The organism is Bilophila sp., from assembly GCF_057864385.1.
The window spans coordinates 1-20270 of the sequence record NZ_DBMAFI010000001.1 but is presented as its reverse complement, the minus strand read 5'-3'; the positions used below and the strand labels follow the sequence as shown (position 1 = coordinate 20270).

13 protein-coding genes are annotated in these 20270 nt (G+C 58.9%); 9 read left to right on the top strand and 4 right to left on the bottom strand.

Annotation, left to right across the window (positions count from 1 at the left end):
- Positions 1-259 precede the first annotated feature (259 nt).
- The 4 genes from ACZM8Y_RS00065 to panF all read left to right on the top strand — a co-directional run bounded on the left by ACZM8Y_RS00065 (position 260) and on the right by panF (position 3500).
- Positions 260-607, top strand: coding sequence for a DsrE family protein (locus ACZM8Y_RS00065; RefSeq protein ID WP_302552462.1), 348 nt, complete (start codon positions 260-262; stop codon positions 605-607).
- A 90-nt stretch (positions 608-697) separates the two neighbouring features.
- Positions 698-1498, top strand: a complete 801-nt coding sequence (locus ACZM8Y_RS00060; RefSeq protein WP_479858957.1) for a penicillin-binding transpeptidase domain-containing protein — start codon at positions 698-700, stop codon at positions 1496-1498.
- Between the two features lie 182 nt (positions 1499-1680).
- Positions 1681-2007, top strand: coding sequence for a YhdT family protein (locus tag ACZM8Y_RS00055; protein ID WP_302552464.1), 327 nt, complete (start codon positions 1681-1683; stop codon positions 2005-2007).
- Positions 2007-3500, top strand: coding sequence for a sodium/pantothenate symporter (panF, locus tag ACZM8Y_RS00050; RefSeq protein ID WP_479858956.1), 1494 nt, complete (start codon positions 2007-2009; stop codon positions 3498-3500). Before ACZM8Y_RS00055 ends, panF begins: the two co-directional genes overlap by 1 nt.
- A gap of 251 nt (positions 3501-3751) precedes the next feature.
- Here panF and ACZM8Y_RS00045 read toward each other — a convergent pair whose 3' ends face one another.
- Positions 3752-4123: a hypothetical protein gene (locus ACZM8Y_RS00045; RefSeq protein WP_489501471.1), complete on the bottom strand. Its 372-nt coding sequence runs from the start codon at positions 4121-4123 to the stop codon at positions 3752-3754.
- Positions 4124-4291: 168 nt separating this feature from the next.
- On the opposite strand from ACZM8Y_RS00045, the gene ACZM8Y_RS00040 reads away from it, so the two are divergent.
- From ACZM8Y_RS00040 to ACZM8Y_RS00030, 3 genes are all read left to right on the top strand, one after another.
- Positions 4292-5122 (top strand): DJ-1/PfpI family protein, encoded by an 831-nt coding sequence (locus ACZM8Y_RS00040; RefSeq protein WP_482332849.1) that lies wholly within the window; start codon positions 4292-4294, stop codon positions 5120-5122.
- A gap of 678 nt (positions 5123-5800) precedes the next feature.
- Entirely contained in the window at positions 5801-6241 is a 441-nt protein-coding gene (locus ACZM8Y_RS00035; RefSeq protein ID WP_482332847.1) for an ArsR/SmtB family transcription factor, read from the top strand.
- Positions 6234-8342 carry a heavy metal translocating P-type ATPase gene (locus tag ACZM8Y_RS00030; protein ID WP_302553723.1) on the top strand — a complete coding sequence of 703 codons (2109 nt, stop codon included), beginning with the start codon at positions 6234-6236 and terminating at the stop codon, positions 8340-8342. The genes ACZM8Y_RS00035 and ACZM8Y_RS00030 overlap by 8 nt, the downstream gene beginning before the upstream one ends.
- 643 nt (positions 8343-8985) lie before the next feature.
- Here the strand turns inward: ACZM8Y_RS00030 and ACZM8Y_RS00025 are convergent.
- Together ACZM8Y_RS00025 and ACZM8Y_RS00020 are read right to left on the bottom strand one after the other, a co-directional pair.
- Positions 8986-13428 carry a translocation/assembly module TamB domain-containing protein gene (locus ACZM8Y_RS00025; RefSeq protein ID WP_482332844.1) on the bottom strand — a complete coding sequence of 1481 codons (4443 nt, stop codon included), beginning with the start codon at positions 13426-13428 and terminating at the stop codon, positions 8986-8988.
- Positions 13428-15599, bottom strand: a complete 2172-nt coding sequence (locus ACZM8Y_RS00020) for an autotransporter assembly complex protein TamA (RefSeq protein WP_482332842.1) — start codon at positions 15597-15599, stop codon at positions 13428-13430. The genes ACZM8Y_RS00025 and ACZM8Y_RS00020 overlap by 1 nt, the downstream gene beginning before the upstream one ends.
- An 885-nt stretch (positions 15600-16484) precedes the next feature.
- Between ACZM8Y_RS00020 and ACZM8Y_RS00015 the strand changes: the two genes are divergently transcribed.
- Both ACZM8Y_RS00015 and ACZM8Y_RS00010 read left to right on the top strand, forming a co-directional pair.
- Positions 16485-17837: an alanine/glycine:cation symporter family protein gene (locus ACZM8Y_RS00015; protein WP_308771134.1), complete on the top strand. Its 1353-nt coding sequence runs from the start codon at positions 16485-16487 to the stop codon at positions 17835-17837.
- A 248-nt stretch (positions 17838-18085) separates the two neighbouring features.
- Complete coding sequence (locus tag ACZM8Y_RS00010) at positions 18086-18616, top strand: ferritin-like domain-containing protein (protein WP_479859457.1); 531 nt, start codon at positions 18086-18088, stop codon at positions 18614-18616.
- A 1406-nt stretch (positions 18617-20022) separates the two neighbouring features.
- Here ACZM8Y_RS00010 and ACZM8Y_RS00005 read toward each other — a convergent pair.
- Positions 20023-20270: hypothetical protein (locus ACZM8Y_RS00005; protein ID WP_489501469.1), on the bottom strand; the 248-nt coding region annotated here is incomplete at its 5' end.

The window sequence follows — 20270 nt, the reverse complement described above, 5'->3', positions numbered from 1 at the left end:
AACGGCAAAGCATGACATCGACGCCGCGCATGCAGATCCACGTCCCCCCGCACACGGGAGGAGCAACCTTGCATCGCCCCAACGCCTCTTTCCGCGCCATCACGCCCCCCGCACGCCGGAGGAACGAACCTCCATGATGAGACAACCCGCTTTTGTTTGATACTATTTATTCCATATTGCCTTATGGGTGAATATTCCGTACTTCTGCCTGAAAGTGTCATCGAAAACAGCACAGGCCACCCTGTCAAAGGAGACTATCATGTTTTACGACCTGCTCGTGCATGTGGATCTGCCTGATGAATCCCGCTTCGTCATGGCCCTCGGCAATATCAGCAACTATCTCGCCGCGCTGAACGGCGAACCCTGCACCGTCGTCCTGCTCGCCAACGGCGGGGCGGCCCGCTTCCTCGCCCGGAAAGACAACGCGCAAACCGAAACCATCGAAAAGCTGGCCCAAGCCGGGGTTTCCTTCCGCGTGTGCGCCAACGCCATGAAGAAGGTCCCCATCACCAAGGAAGACCTGCTCCCCTGCGTTGAAGTCGTACCCGCCGGCGTTGTGGAGCTCGTCCGCCTCCAGCGCGAAAACTTCGCCTACATCAAGCCGTGATCCCCAAAACAGCCGGGGCCCCGTTGTCCTCAAGGCCCTTTCCCCTCCACCGAAGCCTTCGGCGGAGGGCTTCCTTTTTATGAAGGCAACATGAAAAAGCATATCCTCATAGGCACCCTCTTCGCGCTCGTGCTGCTCGCCTCCGTGGTGCGGGCTTCGGAAACCGTCGAACAAACCGATCTGGCGGATATGTTCCAAGGCTTTGACGGCACGTTCGTCATGTACGACGAAGGGGCAGGCCGCTATACGGTCTTCAACAAAGCCCGGAGCGAAACCCGCTTTTCCCCCTGCTCCACCTTCAAGGTTTTCCATGCGCTCATCGGGCTGGACAGCGGCGTCCTGGATCGCGACGACGCCCGCACCCTCATGAAATGGAACGGCAAGCCCTCCTCCATCGCCGCATGGAACCATGACCAGACGCTGGCTTCCGCCATGCGCCATTCGGTGGTCTGGTATTTCCAGCGCGTCGCAGCGGGCATCGGAGAGGAACGGATGCGGCGGGGGCTGGATCGCATCGGCTACGGCAACCGCGACATTTCCGGGGGGCTGACCCGGTTCTGGCTCCAGTCCTCGCTCAAGATTTCCCCGCGCGAACAAGTCGGCCTCCTGCGCGCCCTCTTCAACGGTTCCCTGCCCTTCGCCGCCGAGGACATCGCCGTCGTCAAGCGGGACATCACGCTGTCCTCCAAGGACGGCGTGCGCTTCATGGGCAAGACAGGATCGGGCTCGGACGGCACCGGCAGGAGCGCCATCGGCTGGTTCGTCGGCGGCGTGGAAACCCAACATAACCGCTGGTCATTCGCCGTGAACATCCAAGGGCCGGACGCCTCCGGCATACGGGCCAGAGGCATAGCGGAAGCGGCGCTCAGGCGGCTCAACATCCTGCCCTAGCGTCCCCGCCCCCCGAAAGGCGGTTGCGCCGCCGCCCCTCAAAAGCTACAGTCTTTCCGGCGGGCCACCCGCTCACTGTCCCCGTGCCCCACACGGGGCGGCGGGCGCGTCCGCAAGCGCGGGCCGATTTCGCCGTGCGGCCTGCTTCCAGCCTCATCGTTACTCTAACCCCATGAAACGCCATGAACAAACCTTTCAAGCAGGATTGGCGCTACGCGCAGGCCAACCGCGAAGCCCTGCTGACGCTGGGGGCCTATGGCCTGTATTTCGTCTGGTGGTACGCGTGCGCCTATGGGCTCGGCGGCGGCGACCCGGAAGGGTACACGTACATCTTCGGCCTGCCCGCATGGTTTTTCCTGAGCTGCATCGCGGGGTATCCGCTGCTGTCGGCGCTCCTGTGGTTCATGGTCCGCCGGTTCTTTAAAGATATCCCTCTCGATGAGGAAAGCGGCCCCCAAAAGCGGGAAAGCCCTGAAGCCGCCGGCGAGCGCCGCCCGGAGGCATCCTGATGGCCCAGCTCAGCACAATCGCCCCGGTCGTCATCTATCTGGCCCTGTCCTTCCTCGCCGCGCTGTGGGCCCGGAAACAATCCCAAAAGACCTCGGACTCCCACGGGTTCATCGAGGAATATTTCATCGGAGGCCGCTCCATGGGCGGCTTCGTGCTCGCCATGTCCATCATCGCCAGCTACACCAGCGCGAGCAGCTTCGTGGGCGGGCCGGGGGTAGCCTACAAGCTCGGCCTGAGCTGGGTCCTGCTGGCCATGATCCAAGTCCCCACGACCTTCCTCACGCTCGGCGTACTCGGCAAGCGCTTCGCCATCATGGCCCGCAAAACCCGCTCCGTGACCCTGACCGACTTCCTGCGCGCCCGCTACCGCAGCGACGCCGTGGTCATCCTCTGCTCGCTGGCCCTGCTGATCTTCTTCATGGCGGCCATGCTGGCCCAATTTATCGGAGGGGCGCGGCTCTTTCAGGCCGTGACAGGCTATCCCTACATCGTCGGGCTGGCGCTCTTCGGGTTCACGGTCATCCTGTACACCGCCGTGGGCGGCTTCCGGGCCGTGGTGCTCACCGACGCCATCCAGGGCATGGTCATGGTTTTCGCCTCCGTCGTGGTGCTCGTCGCCGTGGTCAACGCGGGCGGCGGCATGGAACGCTGCGTCGCCACCCTCAAGGCCATCGATCCCGGCCTGATCACGCCCACCGGCCCCGGCGGAACAGTCCCCCAGCCCATGATCCTGTCCTTTTGGGTACTCGTGGGCCTCGGCATCCTCGGCCTGCCCCAGACCTCGCAGAAATGTATGGGCTACAAAGATTCGCGCTCCATGCACGACGCCATGATCATGGGAACGCTCATCATCGGGTTCCTCCTCCTGTGCGTACACCTTGCCGGGACGCTCGGCCGCGCCGTCATCCCCGATCTGCCCGCCGGGGATCTGGCTATGCCCACGCTGATCATGGAGCTGCTTTCGCCTTTCTGGGCGGGCGTGTTCATCGCCGGGCCGCTGGCGGCGATCATGTCCACGGTGGATTCCATGCTCCTGCTCGCCTCCGCCGCGATCATCAAGGATCTGTACATCCATTACGGGCTGAAAGGCGACGCGTCGCGTATGACGCCCGCACGCCTGCAAACCATAAGCCTCGCCTGCACCGCCGTCATCGGGCTCATCGTTTTCGCCTCCGCCATCGAACCGCCGGATCTGCTGGTCTGGATCAACCTCTTCGCGTTCGGCGGGCTTGAAGCCGTCTTCCTCTGGCCGATCATCCTCGGCCTCTACTGGAAGGAAGCCAACGCCTCCGGCGCGGTCGCCTCCATCGTGGCGGGCGTCGCCTGCTTCTTCGCCCTCAGCATCCTCAAGCCCGGCATGGGCGGCATCCACGCCATCGTGCCCACGTCCATCGCCGCCTTCGCCGCCTTCGTCATCGGCGCAAAATGCGGACGCCCGGCCTCGGACGACGTCATCCGCCTGTTCTGGGGCGAAGGGGACGGGACAAACTGAACGCATGACGCTCTTGGGGGGAACGTTTTTGAAGAAAAGGGGAAGCAGCGCCCCATACTTTCCCCCTCTTTTCCCCAAAATCCAGCCCTCCCTTTCCAATGGCTTTTCCAAGTACGGCTTTTCCAAATGGCTCTGTCATAGTGTGTGGTTGTTTCATCTCCGCAGCACGGTGAAAAGACAGCCTTTTTCTCCAGTTTTCCCTTTGGCTGAATCCATAGTTGAGGCGTTTTTCTGGTTATTTCTTTGGAATTTCAAAGAAAAAAGCACCAACCATTTTCTAGGACACAGCCTTCCAAATATCGAATCACCGCCCATAGAGCTTTCTGGAACGGAAAAACGCGGAAAAATATTGAAAGGCTCCGAACTATGAAGGAAGCCTTGCCCCGATGCCAAGAGGCCACGGCCTCGTCAAGCAAGATTACTGGAGGCACAGCCCCCAGCCTCATGTGGGCTTTTGCGCCACACCCCCAAAAATTTGGCTGTGCCATAGAAAACGGTTGATGCTTTATTTCCTTGAAATTCCAAAGAAATAACCAATAAAATCCCCCAATCACAGAGCCCGCCAGCGGAAAACTTGGAGAAAGAGCATATATTTTCAGATATTGCTGAAACAAAACAACCATGTACCATGACAGAGCCAAAAGTGTTACAAACAGAAGCGCCGGGACGTTTAGACCGGTCCAATGCCGCAGGGAGACCAGCCGGAAAATCCGGCCGGCGTATCCCGGAAAACGTGTTTTCTCTACTGTAAAACCTCTCCTTTCAGATAAGAGGATGTTAAAAGCGTAATTATGTTTGGGCGTCGTAGTTTTTTAAAAAAAGCAGGTTTGACTTCAATGGCGTTTCCATTTTTATACAATTGTTTTTCAAAAATTTCATTTGCTGCCAACAAATCGGCGCCAACTGTTTTAAGCAGTTCAAATCCTAAGATAACATTTGTTCTTTTTAATGGAATGACTGCATTAGATTTAATTGGGCCTGCATGTGTTTTAGCAAAAGATGGATTTGATGTTGCCTATGCAGCAGAAAATTTGGAACCCATTACAACAGAGTCTTCAGCACAAATAAAACTGAAAATACTTCCGACTTCAACATTTTCAGAAATTAAGGATACGGAAGTCTTATTTGTCCCCGGAACAAGCAACCCATTTCCATCTATGGAAAATGCTGCTTTGCAAGAATTTCTTTCACGAGTGGGACAAAAAGCCAAATGGATAACAAGTGTGTGCACAGGTTCAATGATTCTTGGGGCTTCAGGATTATTAAAAGGCTATAAGGCTACTACGCATTGGTCATTGCTGAATACTCTTGAAAACTTCGGGGCCATTCCTGTAGAGGAGAGGGTTGTTATAGATCGCAATCGCGTTACGGGAGCAGGGGTTACATCAGGAATCGATTTTGGCCTTACACTTCTTTCAATGCTTAAAAATGAAACTGCGGCGCAAATAGCACAGCTGATGATGGAATATGACCCAGCTCCTCCTTTTAATACCGGTTCCCCTCGCGATGCCCCAAAAGAATTTGTTGAAAAGGTACGAGAAAATTATTTGACGCACTTGCAAAGAACAGCTCCTGAATCTGAAAGGATATTGAAGGCATGCCGCCAGAAATATGCCTCTTGAGAACGTTCCTGAAGCCGGGGAAAAAGATACTGTAATGCCTATAACCTATACCTTGGTGATAAGGTCTGGCGTCATGCGGTTTTGGTACGTTTGACGCCATGAGGAAAAGAACTCAAAAAAGAAGGGCAGGGCCTGAATCACCCTGCCCCGTGGGGCATGTCCCCCGCGACTTTGGATCAACGGATTTTGCGCCCCGGTAGGAAGCTCCTACCGGGGCGCGGCGTTAGAAGCCCATACGATGGGCCGCTATCGCTGCGAGAAGGCTCGCCAGAAATCCGGCCAGCACATCCCGGAGGAAGTGCTTCATGGGGAAGGGCCTCTCCGATCCACGAATGCCTCCCCTTCTTTTTCCAGACGCATCACGGGATGATCCTCAAAAAAGATCATCCCGTTTTTCTTTGTATTTTCATATAGATGCCTTTCAACTCCCCATTTTCCCTGCCCCTTTGCGCTTTCCCTTTATTGACAATCTTCATCATACATCATATTTCGTCAATCAACGAATTAAGAGTGACGTGCAACGGAACTCCTTCCGGGCCGCCTCCCCACCAGCCAAAAAGTTTAGGGGGATGAGGGGAGGGGGTTCGGGGGAGGGGAGAAGGAGCCCCTTTTCAAAGGGGCCCTTCTCCCCTCCCCCGGCTCACCACTCCCATCCCTCCCCGAAAAAAGGAAAACGCCATGTTCGACTTCCTGACCACCTGCCGCGCGCTTGCCGACGAAAACCGCATACGCATCCTCATGGCCTTGAGAGGCCGCCAGCTCTGCGTGTGCCAAGTCACGGCCTTTCTGGATCTGGCCCCGTCCACAACCTCGAAGCACCTGTCGATCCTGCGGCAGGCCCGCCTCATCGAAAGCAACAAACAGGGCCGCTGGGTCTATTATCGGCTTGCGGACGACTCCCCGCGCCCCAACATCAGGGAAGCCTTGGCATGGATGAAGGATTCCCTCGCCAACGATCCGGCCATCATCGAGGATGAAACCCGCATCGCGGACATCCTGCGCGCCGAAGAAGCCTGCGGCTTTGGGCACGGGGAATCCGACTGCTTCCACTCCCTTGAAGTGCATTCGCTCGCCCAACGCTTTGAAAACGCGCCGCAAGAAGAGGAAAACCATGACTAAGCGCTACGCCGTACACAATCTCCACTGCGCCGGGTGCGCCGCCCGGATCGAAGACGCCATTGCGGGCCTCCCCGGAGTGAAATCCGCCGCCATCAACCTCGACAGCGCCCGGCTGCGCGTTGAGGGCGAACAACCCGAACTCGCGGCGATGATCCGCATTGCGGATTCCATCGAGCCGGGCACCCTTTTCTCCGAGATAGACGAAAGCGAACCGCTCCCGGAAAGCGGCGAACCGCTGCCGTCCCTGTTCCTTTCCGAATACAAGCTCTGGATCGCCGCAGCCCTGTTCGCCGTGGGCATGATCTTCGAGGAACGCCTCGACGCCCTGCTGACCCCGTTCGTCGCCAAGGCGGCATTCTTCGGCATCCCCTACCTGCTCTGCGGCCTGTCCGTCCTCAAGAAGGGCCTGCAAAGCCTGCTCAAGTTCGACTTTTTCAACGAATACACCTTGATGGGCGGCGCAACCATCGCGGCGGCGGCCATCGGCCAACTGCCCGAAGCCGTGGGCGTCATGCTGTTCTACTCCATCGGCGAAGCCTTGCAGGATCGCGCGGCGGGCAACTCGCGGCGTTCCATCCGGGCGCTGCTGGCGGCACGGCCCACAGTGGCGCATCTGGTTGAGGAAAAAGACGGCGGGCAGATGGTGAACGACGCCGATCCCGCGGAAATCAAGCCCGGTATGCGCATCCTTGTGAAGCCCGGCGAAAAAATCCCGCTGGACGGAACCGTCCTGACCGGCTCCTCGCAGGTGGACACGTCCCCCCTGACCGGCGAATCCGTGCCGGTGTCCGTGGGCGCGGGCAAGCAGGTCTACGCCGGGACGGTCAACCTTGAGGGCGCGATAACCGTGGAAGTGACCTCCCGCTTCGCCGACTCGTCCGTGGCCCGCATCCTCGAACTCGTCGAACGGGCCTCCGCGAACAAGGCCCCCATCGAACGCTTCATCACCCGCTTCGCCCGCTACTACACGCCCGCCGTGGTGTTCATTGCGGCGCTGGTGGCGGTCATCCCGCCGCTCGCCGGGCACGGGACGTTCAGCGAATGGCTCTACCGCGCCCTTGTCCTTCTGGTCATCTCATGCCCCTGCGCGCTCGTGATCTCCATTCCGCTCGGCTACTTCGGCGGCATCGGCGCCGCGTCCAAGAAGGGCATCCTCGTCAAGGGCGGGCATGTGCTCGACGCCCTGCACAACATCAAGACCGTGGCTTTCGACAAAACCGGAACCTTGACCAAGGGCGTCTTTGAAGTGACCCGCGTCCTGCCCGCCGAAGGCGTTTCCGAGGAAGACGTGCTCAAGGCCGCCCGGCTGGTGGAAAGCCGTTCGACGCACCCCATCGCCCGCGCCATCATGAAGACGGCTCCCGGCTCGCACGGTTTTGCCCTGGAAGCGGTGGAATCCAAGGAAATCCCCGGCAAGGGCCTCTCCGCCGGGCACAAGGGGCGGACGCTCCTCGTCGGCAATGCGCTCCTGCTTCAGGATGCAGGCATCAGCGTCCCCACGCTTTCCGCCGGTCAGGGCAGCATCGTCTATGTCGCCGTGGACAATGCCTACCTCGGAGCCATTGAGGTATCGGACGTGCTGCGGCCCGAATCCGCCCCGGCCATCAAGTCCCTGCGCGGGCAGGGCATCGAAAGGCTGGTCATGCTGACGGGCGATCGCCCCGAAAGCGCCGCCATCGTCGCCAAGGAACTGCATCTCGACGAATACCGCGCCGGGCTGCTCCCCGAAGGCAAGGCCGCCGCGCTGGAATCGCTCGGCCCCCGGCAGTCCGTGCTTTTTGTGGGCGACGGCATCAACGACGCCCCCGTACTCGCCCTGTCCGGCGTCGGCGTGGCGATGGGCGGCCTCGGTTCGGAAGCGGCCATCGAAGTGGCGGACGCGGTCATTCTGGACGACTCGCCCTCGCGCCTGCCGGAAATGTTCTCCATCGCCGCCAAGACCCGCGTGGTCGTCTGGCAGAACATCGTCATGGCGCTCGGCATCAAGGGGCTGTTCATGATCCTCGGCATCGTCGGGCTCTCCGGCCTCTGGGAAGCCGTTTTCGCCGACGTAGGCGTCGCCCTCCTCGCCGTCCTCAACGCGACCCGCACGGCACGTTAAGAGGGAAAGGGGGAGAGAAGCATTGGGGAGGGGGAGGAGAAACTTTCTGAAGAAGGGGGGAGCACCCCCACGTTTCTCCTCCCCCTCCCCAAACCCTACCCTCTCCTCTTCAAAGACTTTTGTGTTTATCGAATCTCTGTTCAGAGTTTTCAATATGCTAAAAGAGGAGGCCCTGTCATGGCATATGGTTGCTTTATCTCAGCAGTCTGCTGAAAAATATATACTTTTTCTCCGTTTTTTCGCCGCTTGGCTCCATGGATGGGGGATTTTATCAGGCTATGTCGTCAATTATATATAATCTATTGAAACTATTTAATCATTTTCAGGTCGAAAAAAATTATTTTAACAATTTCATATAGTTGCATATAAAAAATAACGGCATAACCTAGTCATATCTTTAAAATTTCAAGATATAAAGCGGCAGCCGTTTTCTGTGGCGCAACCAAAGAGGAAGCGCCCTTCTTTTTCCCTTGGCTCTGTCATAGTACATGGTTGTTTTGTTTCAACAATATATTGAAAATATAGGCTTTTCTCCAATCTTTCCGCTGGTGGGCTTTGTGGTTGGGGGATTTTCTTGGTTATTTCTTTGGAATTTCAAGGAAATAAAGCATCAACCATTGTCTATGACACAGTCTTCCCTTCCTCAATAATCCTTCTTCCAATTCAATCCCACTTCGGAGCCTTGGGGGGTGGAGACGCCTTCGAGGTTGAGGCTGGGGGTAAGCTCGATTTCAACGCGGACGCCGCTGGCGTCCCCGTTCATGCCCTGCTCCAGGCCGACATAGACGTTGTCCATGACATACTTGCCCACCTCAAGGGACGGGATGGAATCCTCCTGCGCGGCGCCATTGTTCTGTCCCGGAGGCTGCAACAGGCCGACATTGCGGTTCGTCTGCTGCTTCGGCCCGCTCTGCATACTCCCGAACCGGAGCACGTCGAAACCGAGCGTTTCGCGCACCTCGCCGAGGACGCCCATGCCGCCTGAACCGAACCCCGACAGCGAAGCGAGTTCGGCGGCGAGCTGGATCGCCTCCATACGCCCAAGGCTGGATGCGCTCTGTCCGAACAAAACCTGCGCCACCACTTCATCCTGCGGCAGAGGCGGCTGGCTGGACAAGGTCAGCGTCGGAGACGAGGCCGGGCCGCTTACGGTGGCCTCGGCGGTGATGTTCGCCGCCGCGTAGGTGACGAGTACGTTGAGCAGCGGATCGGGCGGTGTGGCCCCACTGAACTCGACGTCGCCCCGGCTCAGGGTAAACTGCTTGCCGAGCAGACTGAACTGCCCCCGGATGGAATTGATGGAGCCCGTGACCGCGGGATTCGTCGCGGGGCCGGAAACCTGAAGGTTGCCCTTCCATTCGCTTTCAAGCCCCTTGCCGCGCACAAAGAAACGGTTCGGGATGATGACGCTGACGTCAAGCTTCGGCCCGGCCCCGGAGGAAGGCGCTGCATTTTCCTCCTGTCCGGCCTCCACGACGCTCAGCGTCGGGATGCTGGTGCCGAACGAGCTGACGATCTGGAACTGCCCCTTGTTGACCGTAATGGCGGCGCGCACATCGGGAGACGCCGCCGGCCCGACAACATCCGCCGTGCCCGAAAGGGTGACGGAAAGATCGTTGCGGTGCAATGGGGCAAGCTCCTTGATCGTCCCATGCAGCGAAAGGGGCAGGCCGGACGCCAGCGGGCCGATGGTTCCGTTGAGGCTGACCGCGCCGCCCTGCCCGTCCATGGCGGAAAGGGACAAGCGGGACACCCCTTCCGACTGGAGGGACGCATCAAGGCTGATGTCGGACAGGGCAAGGCCGAGGAGGATTTCCTCGAAAGCGGCCTTTTCAACCCTGAGCGATGCGGAAAGCTTGGGCGCAGCCAGCGTGCCGGAGAGCGCCGCGCTGAAGGAGCCTTGCCCAGTGAGGCTGGAGTTGGCGAGCGGCACGAACCGCCACAGCGAGGCCAGCGAACCTTCCCAGTTCACGTTGCCGGAACACGGCCTGTCCAGGGCCGGGGACGGCAGGCCGGACGCGGAAAAACGCAAGGGCAGGGAAAGCGTCCCTGTGGCCGGAGAGGTGCCCATGCCGTCCGTCTTCACATTGAGGACAAGGGCGGAAGACTGGAGCGTACCGTGGATATCGACGGCGGCGGGGGGCATGTCGCTCTCCGGGAACGCGATGTCCTTCAAGGACACGTCCAGCGTGCCCCTCGGCTGCGACGGCGTGCCGGACAGGGCGATGGCGGCGTTGAGCAGGCCGTCGGGCACGGGCACATCCGTAAACAGCCGGGCCATGTTGATGGCTACGTCGCGCAGCCGCGCCTCAAGGGCGAGCCTGCGCCCGTCAAGGCTCCCCAAGGCCGTCAGCGTGCCCTGCGGCAGCACGGACAGATCGAGGTTGTCCACGGACAGCCCGTTGCCGAAAGCAATATTGACGGGCCGGTTCAAACGCACGCCCGCAAGCGTCCGCTTCCGCCTGTCCGTGAACGTGAGGCGCTCCACCTGCGCCTTTTGCCCGGCAAGGTCGAGCGCCAGCCTGATGTCGGCGGAGGTCTTGCCTTGGAGGGCCGCGGAAGCCTGAAGCCTTTTCAGGGTTCCCGACACGTCGATCTTGCCGTTGCGCCAGCGGAAATCTGACGCGGAGCCGTTCCCAAGGGAGGCGGACAGGCCGATCCCCTGTTTGCCGAACAGGTCGTCCAGCCGGAGGCTGCCCTTGAAGGAGCGCACGGAAAAAAACGAACCCGCACTGAGCGCGCCGAGCGACCAATCCGCGGCAAGCTGCTGCGTTTTGGCCTGCGAAAAGGAAACATTGGCGACGGCTGTGGAACCTTGCAGCGGCACGCCGGTGAGCGAAGACAGCGCCGCCCAATCCGTGACCGCCAGCCGGAACCCGCCGTCCAGCCGCCGTTTGGCGGGCAGGGCGTCCAGCGTGCCGGAAAGCGCCATGCCGGGGGCGTCGAGCCTGGTTTTGTGCAGGCTGAAACGGTCGGGCGCGAACTGCCATTCCGTGGAAAAACGCAGCGGCGCGCCCGCCTGCAGCGTCTTGACGGACGCATCCCGCAGCGTGGCGGCCACGTCGAGCGTCCCCTTGCCGCCCGCGGCCCCGACGGACGGCGTATTGAGGCGCACGCGCAGGCCCTCCAGCGTAGCCGTCTCCACGCCCAGATGCGGGCTGGCAAGCGTCAGTTCGCCGCCGGGCGAAAGCAGCGGCCCGGAAGCGTGCAGCTTGAGTTCAAGCGGGCCGGACAGGGAGGGATCTATCCCCTTCAGGGAGGCCAGCGCGAGGGACAAGGCCGCATCAAGTTTCTTGCCGTCGGTGGAGGCATTCCCCTTGCCGCTGAGCTGTCCGGCCTTGAGCGTCAGATCGCTGACGGAAGTGGAGCCGGATTCCGGCTGTGCGCTGAACGATGCGCCGAGCGAAGCCGTCTCGCCCACCGTATCCTGAAGCTGGGCAAGCCCCCAGCGCATATCCGCGAGCTTGAGGCTCAAAGTCCCGGCAAACGGCGATGACGCATCGTCGCGGCGCACGTCGGCTTTCACGCCCGCCGTGCCCGCCAGATCGCGGAACGGCGAATCCGCCAGCAGCGCCGCCACGGGCGGGAACTGCACCAGCCTGCGCAGCGAAGGCATGTCCAGCCGGAGCGCCGCCGCAAGTTTGCCCGTCGCCGTTTCCAGCGAAGCGTCGCCAGTCAGCGCGAGCCATTCCGACTCTATGCGCAATGCCTTTACCGTGAGGCTTTCCGCCGTTTCGGAGGCTTCGGCGTGCAGCGTAATCGGCACTTCGCCGGAGCGCCCACTCCCGTTGCCGTCTTGTGCGGACGCATTGGCGGGCATGGCCTTGCGGACAAACGGGCCGCCGAGGTTCACGACCGCATCAGCCGTTGCGGAAGGTTCGGAAAGCAGGGACCGCACGGCAAACGTCCACGAAGAGGCCACGTCCAGACGGGCATCCGGCTGCGCCGCATCCAAGACGATCCCCGGCACCGAGGCTTTCAGCGCCAGTCCGGGCGCATCCAGCGTCCCTGACAGCGCGGCCTCAAGATTCGCCGAAGCCAGCGGCAGCCCGGCCTGCGCCTCCCCCGTCAACGCGGCGACAAACCGCGTCAGCGCATCGGGCTCGCTCAACCAAACGGACAGATCGCCGCCGACCTTCGCATCATCGAAAAAGAGCCCATGCCCGGCAACCGACCCGCCCGGCACCTCCGCCGTCAGCTCAGGCACGGAAAACCGCGCGCCCGCCAGCGTCAGCAGCAGCCGCAGCGAGCCCTGTTCCGGGGCATCCTGCGCCACCTGCCCCCTTTCCCCGCCGTTTCCGGAAGCGTGGGGGACGGCAAGCCGCAGATCCAGCCCCACCGCCGCATCGGGCCGCTCTTCGGGCTGCGGGCGCTTTACGCCGTCCGACAGCCAGTTTCCCTCATTGCCGAGGTTCAGGGCGCCGGAAAGGGCCAGCAGCGGATCAGCCGCCCCCTCAGCCTCCCCCGTTTGCGGGCGGTACAGCGTGGACTCCAGTTCACTCCGAAAATCCGTCAGCGGGCCGGAGCCTTCCAGCGTCGCCTCGATGGGGATGCCCGCCACGGCCTGCCCAAGGCGGAACCGCTCGATGCGCAGTTTTTCGACCGTCGCCAGCTTCAAATACCCGGCGATGTCAGAGGCCAACGGCTCCAAAAAGGAGGGCCGCAACAGCTCCAGAGGATCGGACGGCGGAGGCGGGGGATCGGAGGGCGGGAACTCAGGCACGCGCGGCATCCCGGCGTCGAGGATGCTCAATTCCTCCACCAGCAGATGCCCGCGCAGCAATGCAGCGGCACCGATGCGCAGCGTGGCTTCGGGCACGTCCAGCCAAACGCCCTGCCCGTCGGCAAGCCGCACATCCCGCAGATGCAGGGAAAACGGCAGCGGGCCTTCCAGCGAGCCGATCCGGGCTTCAATCCCCGCACTTTTCAGGGCGGAAACAGCCGTATCCGTGATCCAGCGCTCGCCGGGCTGGGTGCGCAGAAACGCCATGCCCCCGGCAAGGGCAAGGAACAGGACAAGGACAAGCCCGATCAGGCTCCAGCCAAAGATGCGCCCGGCGCGCCGAAGGGAAGGAGGTACGGCCATCAGAACGCCTGCCCTATGCTGAGGTAAATCTGGAACGCCTTGTTGTTGTCGCGATCCTGCAACGGCGTGGCAATATCGAGCCGGATGGGGCCGATCAGCGTATAATACCGGAACCCAAGCCCCACGCCCCACGAAAGATCGCGGCCCCAGTCGGGCATAGTGGATTCATAGACCATGCCGCCGTCTACGAACGGCACGATGCCGAACGACTCGGTGATCCTGAACCGGGCCTCAAGGCTCACGTCCGTGAAGGAGAGCCCGCCGAGCGGATCGCCGCTCCTGTCATGCGGGCCGAGGGACTGGTACTTGTAGCCGCGCACCGAACCGCCGCCACCGCTGTAAAAACGCAGCGACGCCGGAATATCTCGGACATTTTCACCCGTAAGGCTGCCCGTGGCGGCGCGTCCGGCGAGCACAAGCCGCTCCCACCCCGGAGACCAGTAGCCGCTGGCGTCCAAGCGGGTGCGCACGGTGGTCAGGGGGCCGTTGAACGTGCCCGTGTACGGCGTCACCTCAAGGGTCACGCGCGTCCCGGTGGTCGGGTTCAAGAGGCTGTTGGTCGTATCGCGGCGTACAGACAGGGGAAAACCGAGCAGGCTGTACGTCCGCCTTCCCCGGTAGTTGTCCTTGAGGCTGCCCGCCTCCACCGAAACGCGCGCACTGGCCCACCAGTTGCGCCACTCCTTGCGGAAACGCCGTTCAAGCCCCGCCGCGAAAGACAAGGCGCTCTGGTCGTAGGCGTCGGTCGTTTCGTTGATGGCCCACGCCTCGCCCACCAGCGCCTGATCCCGGATGCCGAAGGCCGGTTTGCGGAACGAGGCGTTCAGCGACTGCGAGTCTTCCGAAATCGGCGCGGTCACGCGGAGCTGTTCCCCGCCGCCGAACAGGTTGCGGTTCTCCCACGCCCCGCGCACGCCGAACCCCGTATCCGTCGAATACTGCAAGCCGCCGCTCACGGTACGCGGCGGCGCATCGCGCACGGTAAGGCTTACCGGGGTAGTCCCGTCGCTCGTCATCCAGATCGGCATGCCGGATCCCGCCGCCTTCTTCCCGCTCCCCCCCGCCGGAGGGTTTGCGGGGGAAGCTGCGGGAGGCGTATCGGAAGAGCCCCCCAGAGGCAGCTCTGAAAAACCGGCCTCGGCAAGCGCCCGTTCCGTCCACCCGGCCGCCTTCGCCTGTTCGGGGGAAAGCCGGGCGGGTTTCATATCAATGGCGCTGAACAGACCGGTTTCCTGCAGCGTCGTCCTGTATTCCTTCAACAGGTCGTCATTCCAGTACTGCCCCTCAATCCACGGGCTCAGCTTATTGAGGTAATCCTCGTTGACCGCCGGGGCTCCGGGGGCGTCGGGGTTGTCGGCAGTCCTGACGTTCTCTTCCTTGATCACCACCGGCCCCATGCGCAGGAGCGGCCCGGTCTTGATGAGCACGTCCGCCTCAAGGGTATGTGTGGAACGATCGATGATGTACCGGGCCTTGCCCTGCTCCGCGAGCGGATAGCCCGCCTTGCGCATGGCCGTCACCACGGAGGCGACGGCGTTGAGCACGGCCTGCGCCTCGGCGGGGCTTCCCTCCGCGAGCCCGAACGCCTCCAGCGTGTCAGGGGCGTTTTCCATAAAATCGACGCCGCGGACGGACTGGGGCAAATCCTTGTCCACAGGTTCGCCCTCCGGCCCGGTGCGCTCGTAGCGCAGCTTTGTCGGCCCCATCACATACCGCTCGCCGGGCCTCAGCGTAATGGAGGCTTCCGGGGGCTGCGCCTCCCAATCGATCCGGTAGCGCACCGTGCCGTCATAGTACCCCTGCGAATGCAGAATCTTGCGGGCCGTTTCCACATCTTCGAGGGCCCGGCGCTCAAGCCCCACGCGGCTGTCGGGGAGATCGTCATGGAGCCAGACGAGCTGGCTGTTTTCCCGGAGTTCCGAGACGAGATCGCCGTTCTGCGGCTTGGACTGGAGCTTCACGCTGTAGCGTATCGTCTTTTTGGCAGGGTTGGGGGCTTCATCGGCCATAGGCTGCAACATCGCCGTATCCTGCTTGTTCCCCGAACCGAAAAGGCAGCCGGACAACAGCAGACACAAGGCGAATCCCACCGCATACGCGCGGATCGCCCCACTCCGGAAAATGCCCCGGACAGCCTTGCGGCACCATGAATAAAGTACGGATACAAGCATGACGGCATAATGAATTCGGGAGCAACGGACGTCAAGATGATAATCTCTACGAAACATTCACTTCCGCAATGAAAACCGCATTTCAACTCTATGAAATTCAAAATAAACTTTTTGGAAGATCATCAAAAAGGCGAATGTCTCATCTCTACGGGCAGAGGCGTACTGTCCGCGCAAGCGGCCCCCTTTCCGTTCCCGCTCCGAACTTTTCCGAAGGCTGTGCCATAGGAAACGGTTGATGTTCTATTTCTTGAAATTCCAAAGGAATAACCAATAAAGTGCCCCATCACGGCGTCCGCCAGCGGAAAAAGTGGAGAAAAAGCCTGTATTTTCAACATACTGCTGAAATAAAACAACCATATGCTATGACAGAGCCTCGTTTATTCCTTCGGAACTTCGAGGAAAAAAGCATCAACCATTTTCTATGGTACAACCTTCTTGAAATTCCCAAGGAATAGCCAATAAAGTGCCCCCAATCATGGGGCCCATCAGCGAAAACTGGAGAAAAAGCTATAGTTAAGCATATGTTAGATATAAAACAACCGCATACTATGACAGGGACTTTCCGAAATGAACCCGTACAAAGGGAAACAGAGGCTGGCCATCTGCCGGCGGTTTAAGGATGACGGCACTCCCCCCGCATGGCCTTCATCCAGCGACCGTCTTTCTTTTTATAAAATATATCAACATATTAAAAAATTCCCTTTCGTTTTGCACAGTTTTTTCTCCCCGTTCTAAAAAAATCGTCTGTTTACTTATACGCAACAATGGCTTAGACGCTTTAGAATAGCAAAAGCGTCTTTTCCGTCCGGGAAGCCGCACTCGCCGGAGGAGGGCGGGGCGGTTACGACGCCGTAACCTTCGATTCGCAGGAGAATGTGCCCCGTGATGGATCAGTTGACTAAAATCGTGTCCGAAATCAATGGGTTTCTGTGGGGAATGTACTGCCTGATCCCGCTGTTGTGCGGCGTGGGCATTTACTTTACCCTGAAACTGGATTTCATCCAGATCCGCCGTTTCGGCCTTGCCGTAAAGTCGACGTTCGGCGGGCTGACCCTGCACGGCGAACGGGCCGGAAAGCACGGCATGAGCTCTTTCCAGTCCCTCGCCACCGCCATCGCCGCGCAGGTGGGCACGGGCAACCTCGCGGGCGCCGCGACCGCCATCGCCATGGGCGGCCCCGGGGCCATCTTCTGGATGTGGATCGCGGCCTTCTTCGGCATGGCCACCATCTTCGCCGAAGCCGTGCTCGCCCAGACCTACAAGACCACGGACGATCAAGGCCATGTCACCGGCGGCCCCGCCTACTACATCTCAAAGGGGCTCGGCAGTAAAAAGCTGGCGGCCTTTTTCTCCATCTCCATCATCATCGCGCTCGGGTTCATCGGCAACATGGTTCAGTCCAACTCCATCGCCGACGCCTTCCAGACCGCCTTTTCCCTGCCTCCGCTGCTCATCGGCGTGCTCATCTCCGCGCTGGCCGCATTCGTGTTCTTCGGCGGCATGGGGCGCATCGCCGCCTTTACCGAAAAAATCGTGCCCATCATGGCGGCCCTCTACCTGATCGGCGGGCTCATCGTCCTGTTCGCCAACGCCTCCAACATCATACCGGCCTTCAAGATGATCTTTGTGGGCGCGTTCGATCCCGCCGCCGCCACGGGCGGCATCATCGGCGCGGGCGTCAAGGAAGCCATGCGCTACGGCGTGGCGCGCGGCCTGTTCTCCAACGAGGCGGGCATGGGCTCCACCCCTCACGCCCATGCCGTTGCCAAAGTGAAGTATCCCGCCCAGCAGGGCTTTGTCGCCATCATCGGCGTTTTCGTGGATACCTTCATCGTGCTGAACATGACCGCCTTCGTCATTTTCGTAACCAACTCCATCGACGGCTCCACCACCGGCATCGCCCTGACCCAGAAGGCCTTTGAAAGCGGCCTCGGCTCCTTTGGCATCACCTTCGTAGCGATCTGCCTGTTCTTCTTCGCCTTCTCAACCATCATCGGCTGGTATTTCTTCGGCGAGCAGAACATCAAGTACCTGTTCGGCACCAAGGGCACGACGCCGTACCGCCTCATCGTCATGGGCTTCATCGTGCTTGGTTCCGTGCTGCAGGTGGATCTCGTGTGGGAGCTGGCCGATATGTTCAACGGCCTTATGGTGCTTCCCAACCTCATCGCCCTCATCGGGCTTTCCAAAATCGTCAGCATGGCGCTCAAAGACTACGACGCGAACAATCCGCGCTGACCTTCCCGCAACGCGAAGCCCAAAGCCCGTCGGAACAACCCGTACCGCGCTGGATCTCGACGGCGTTTCCGTGGCGACGCGCAAAGCCCGTCGGAACAACCGACGGGCTTTTTGCGCTGTTCCGCCCGGTTACGGGGACGCATGAGACTTTTCAATGCTAATCCATTATAATCATTGAAGACAATCCATACCTGCCGCACACTGGAAGCAGTTCGGGAGCACAACACCTTTCAGTGAGGATACAAGGAATGACACAGGAAGCCGCCAAAAAAGAACGCGTGGCCAAGGTTATTGAAGTGCTGAACAAGGCCCGGAGCATGGAGCTGTATGCCGTACATCAGTACATGAACCAGCACTACAATCTGGATGACCTAGACTATGGCGAATTCGCCAATAAGATCAAACTGATCGCCATCGACGAAATGCGCCATGCCGAACAGTTCGCCGAACGCATCAAGGAATTGGGCGGCGAGCCGAACAGCGAACTGTCCTCCAAGATCACGAAAGGGCAGAAGGTCATGGACGTATTCCCCTTCAACGTAAAGGTGGAAGACGACACCATTGAGACCTACAACAAGCTGCTGGAAACCTGTCGCGCCAACGGCGACAGCGTGAGTGCCCGCCTGTTCGAGCGCATCTTGGATGAGGAACAGGTTCACGACAACTATTTTTGTAATATGGCCAACCACATCGAAACGCTCGGAAATACCTATCTCTCCAAGATCGCGGGCAGCGACTCCCCCGAAATTCCGAGCCGCGGTTTCGTCGACGCCGAATAAGCCCCCTCCCCGGAGCGCCTTTATCCCCTCCGAAGGCGCTTCCTTCCATACCCCTCACAAAGAGCCCGCGCCGATCGCTCCTCCTCGGCACGGGTTCTTTGTTAAAGATTGGAGGGGGAAGGGGAACCTTTCTGGAGAAAGGTTCCCCTTCCCCCTCCAAACCTCCCCTTTCCCCTCCCAAGACTTTCGACCTTATCGAATCCCTGCCCTCAGCTTTCCCGAATGCATGAATTGCATTTATTATGTTGTTTCTGCAATAAAAAAGGAAAAACTGGCATAAGTGAAACGTATTCGGAAGGCGTTGTCAGGTCAAACGATTGAGGTTTGGTTTCTTGCAGCCACAAATAAAGAAGGGGCTGTCCTAGCTAAGGAAAAATAGTTAGGACAGACCCATAAAGAATCAGTGAAGTGTTTCAGTCATAGAGTCCGCCAACAGAAAACTCTCTGGAACGCTGTTTTTTCACTGTATGATATGGAGAGGAGACAGGATAAGCCTCTGCCATAAAATACGGCTGTTTCGCCTCCACAGCATGATGAAAATATAACCTTTTCTCCTGTTTTTCGTCGTCTGACTCCATAGTTGAAGCATTTTATTAGCTGTCCCTTTGGAAGTTTAGGAAGAAAAACTCCAACCCTTTCTATGACATAGCCTTCACTGTATAGTGTGAATAAAAGACGGGGTAAGTCTCTATCATAAAATGCGGCTGTTTTGCCCACACAGCATGATAAAAATATACCTTTTCTCCAATTTTTCCGTAGACGGGTTCCGTAGTTGAAGCCTTTTATTGGTTATTCCTTTGAAAGTTCAAGAAGGAAAGCATCAACCCTTTCTCTGATGTAGCCTAGGCCAACGAATGGATCGTCTACGGCAAATGATTGGCGTTTTATTTCTTGGCTCCCCATCAGGCAATAGACAAAATGTCCCAGCCATGAAGCCCACCAATAAAAAGAAGAAATATTTTTATTTTCAGCATATTATAAACTTACGACAATCATATCCTCTATAAAACTTTGGCTGCGTCATAGAAAATGGTTGATGCTCTTTCCTTGAAAGTTCCAAAGGAATAACCGGAAAAATGCTTTAGCTGTGGATTCCGCCAAGGGGAAAACTGGAAAAAAGGCTGTATTTTCCACCGCACTGTGGAGATGAAACAACCATATACTATATACTATAAGCAGGGCCTAAAAATTTAGAATGTTCAAGTTTAAGCCACGCTCACTCTGGCATTGAACAGCGCAAATACATTGTGCTTATACCTTCACAGCGACCGCCTGCTTCCCGCAGTCGGAAAAGTATTTTCAACGTAAAAACGCTCTAGGCCGTGTCGTCATTTTACATGTGGTTATTTGAAATTATTGAAAATAATCTTCTTTGCAAATTGAAATAGTTAAACTATTTCAATATATTATACAATTGACAACACAACCTGGCCATAAATTCCGCCAAGGGGAAAATAGGAGAAAAAGGCTTTATTTTTCAACATACTGTGGAGATGAAACCACCACATGCTATGATAGAGCCAAAACGGCCATATTCCATGACAGTGCCGTCCCCAAAGGCTATCTTCTGCACCATCCCCCAAAGCGCCCCTTATCGGCATCCAACCAACAGGGAACGCTGACAAGAGGGATTCAATAAACGCGAAAGTCTTTG

What these genes read in the sequence shown, in the direction of transcription:
- ACZM8Y_RS00065 (WP_302552462.1), top strand. Translation starts at nt 260, where the DNA reads ATGTTTTACGACCTGCTCGTGCATGTGGATCTGCCTGATGAATCCCGC.
- ACZM8Y_RS00060 (WP_479858957.1), top strand. Translation starts at nt 698, where the DNA reads ATGAAAAAGCATATCCTCATAGGCACCCTCTTCGCGCTCGTGCTGCTC.
- ACZM8Y_RS00055 (WP_302552464.1), top strand. Translation starts at nt 1,681, where the DNA reads ATGAACAAACCTTTCAAGCAGGATTGGCGCTACGCGCAGGCCAACCGC.
- panF (WP_479858956.1), top strand. Translation starts at nt 2,007, where the DNA reads ATGGCCCAGCTCAGCACAATCGCCCCGGTCGTCATCTATCTGGCCCTG.
- ACZM8Y_RS00045 (WP_489501471.1), bottom strand. Translation starts at nt 4,123, where the DNA reads ATGGTTGTTTTGTTTCAGCAATATCTGAAAATATATGCTCTTTCTCCA.
- ACZM8Y_RS00040 (WP_482332849.1), top strand. Translation starts at nt 4,292, where the DNA reads ATGTTTGGGCGTCGTAGTTTTTTAAAAAAAGCAGGTTTGACTTCAATG.
- ACZM8Y_RS00035 (WP_482332847.1), top strand. Translation starts at nt 5,801, where the DNA reads ATGTTCGACTTCCTGACCACCTGCCGCGCGCTTGCCGACGAAAACCGC.
- ACZM8Y_RS00030 (WP_302553723.1), top strand. Translation starts at nt 6,234, where the DNA reads ATGACTAAGCGCTACGCCGTACACAATCTCCACTGCGCCGGGTGCGCC.
- ACZM8Y_RS00025 (WP_482332844.1), bottom strand. Translation starts at nt 13,428, where the DNA reads ATGGCCGTACCTCCTTCCCTTCGGCGCGCCGGGCGCATCTTTGGCTGG.
- ACZM8Y_RS00020 (WP_482332842.1), bottom strand. Translation starts at nt 15,599, where the DNA reads ATGCTTGTATCCGTACTTTATTCATGGTGCCGCAAGGCTGTCCGGGGC.
- ACZM8Y_RS00015 (WP_308771134.1), top strand. Translation starts at nt 16,485, where the DNA reads ATGGATCAGTTGACTAAAATCGTGTCCGAAATCAATGGGTTTCTGTGG.
- ACZM8Y_RS00010 (WP_479859457.1), top strand. Translation starts at nt 18,086, where the DNA reads ATGACACAGGAAGCCGCCAAAAAAGAACGCGTGGCCAAGGTTATTGAA.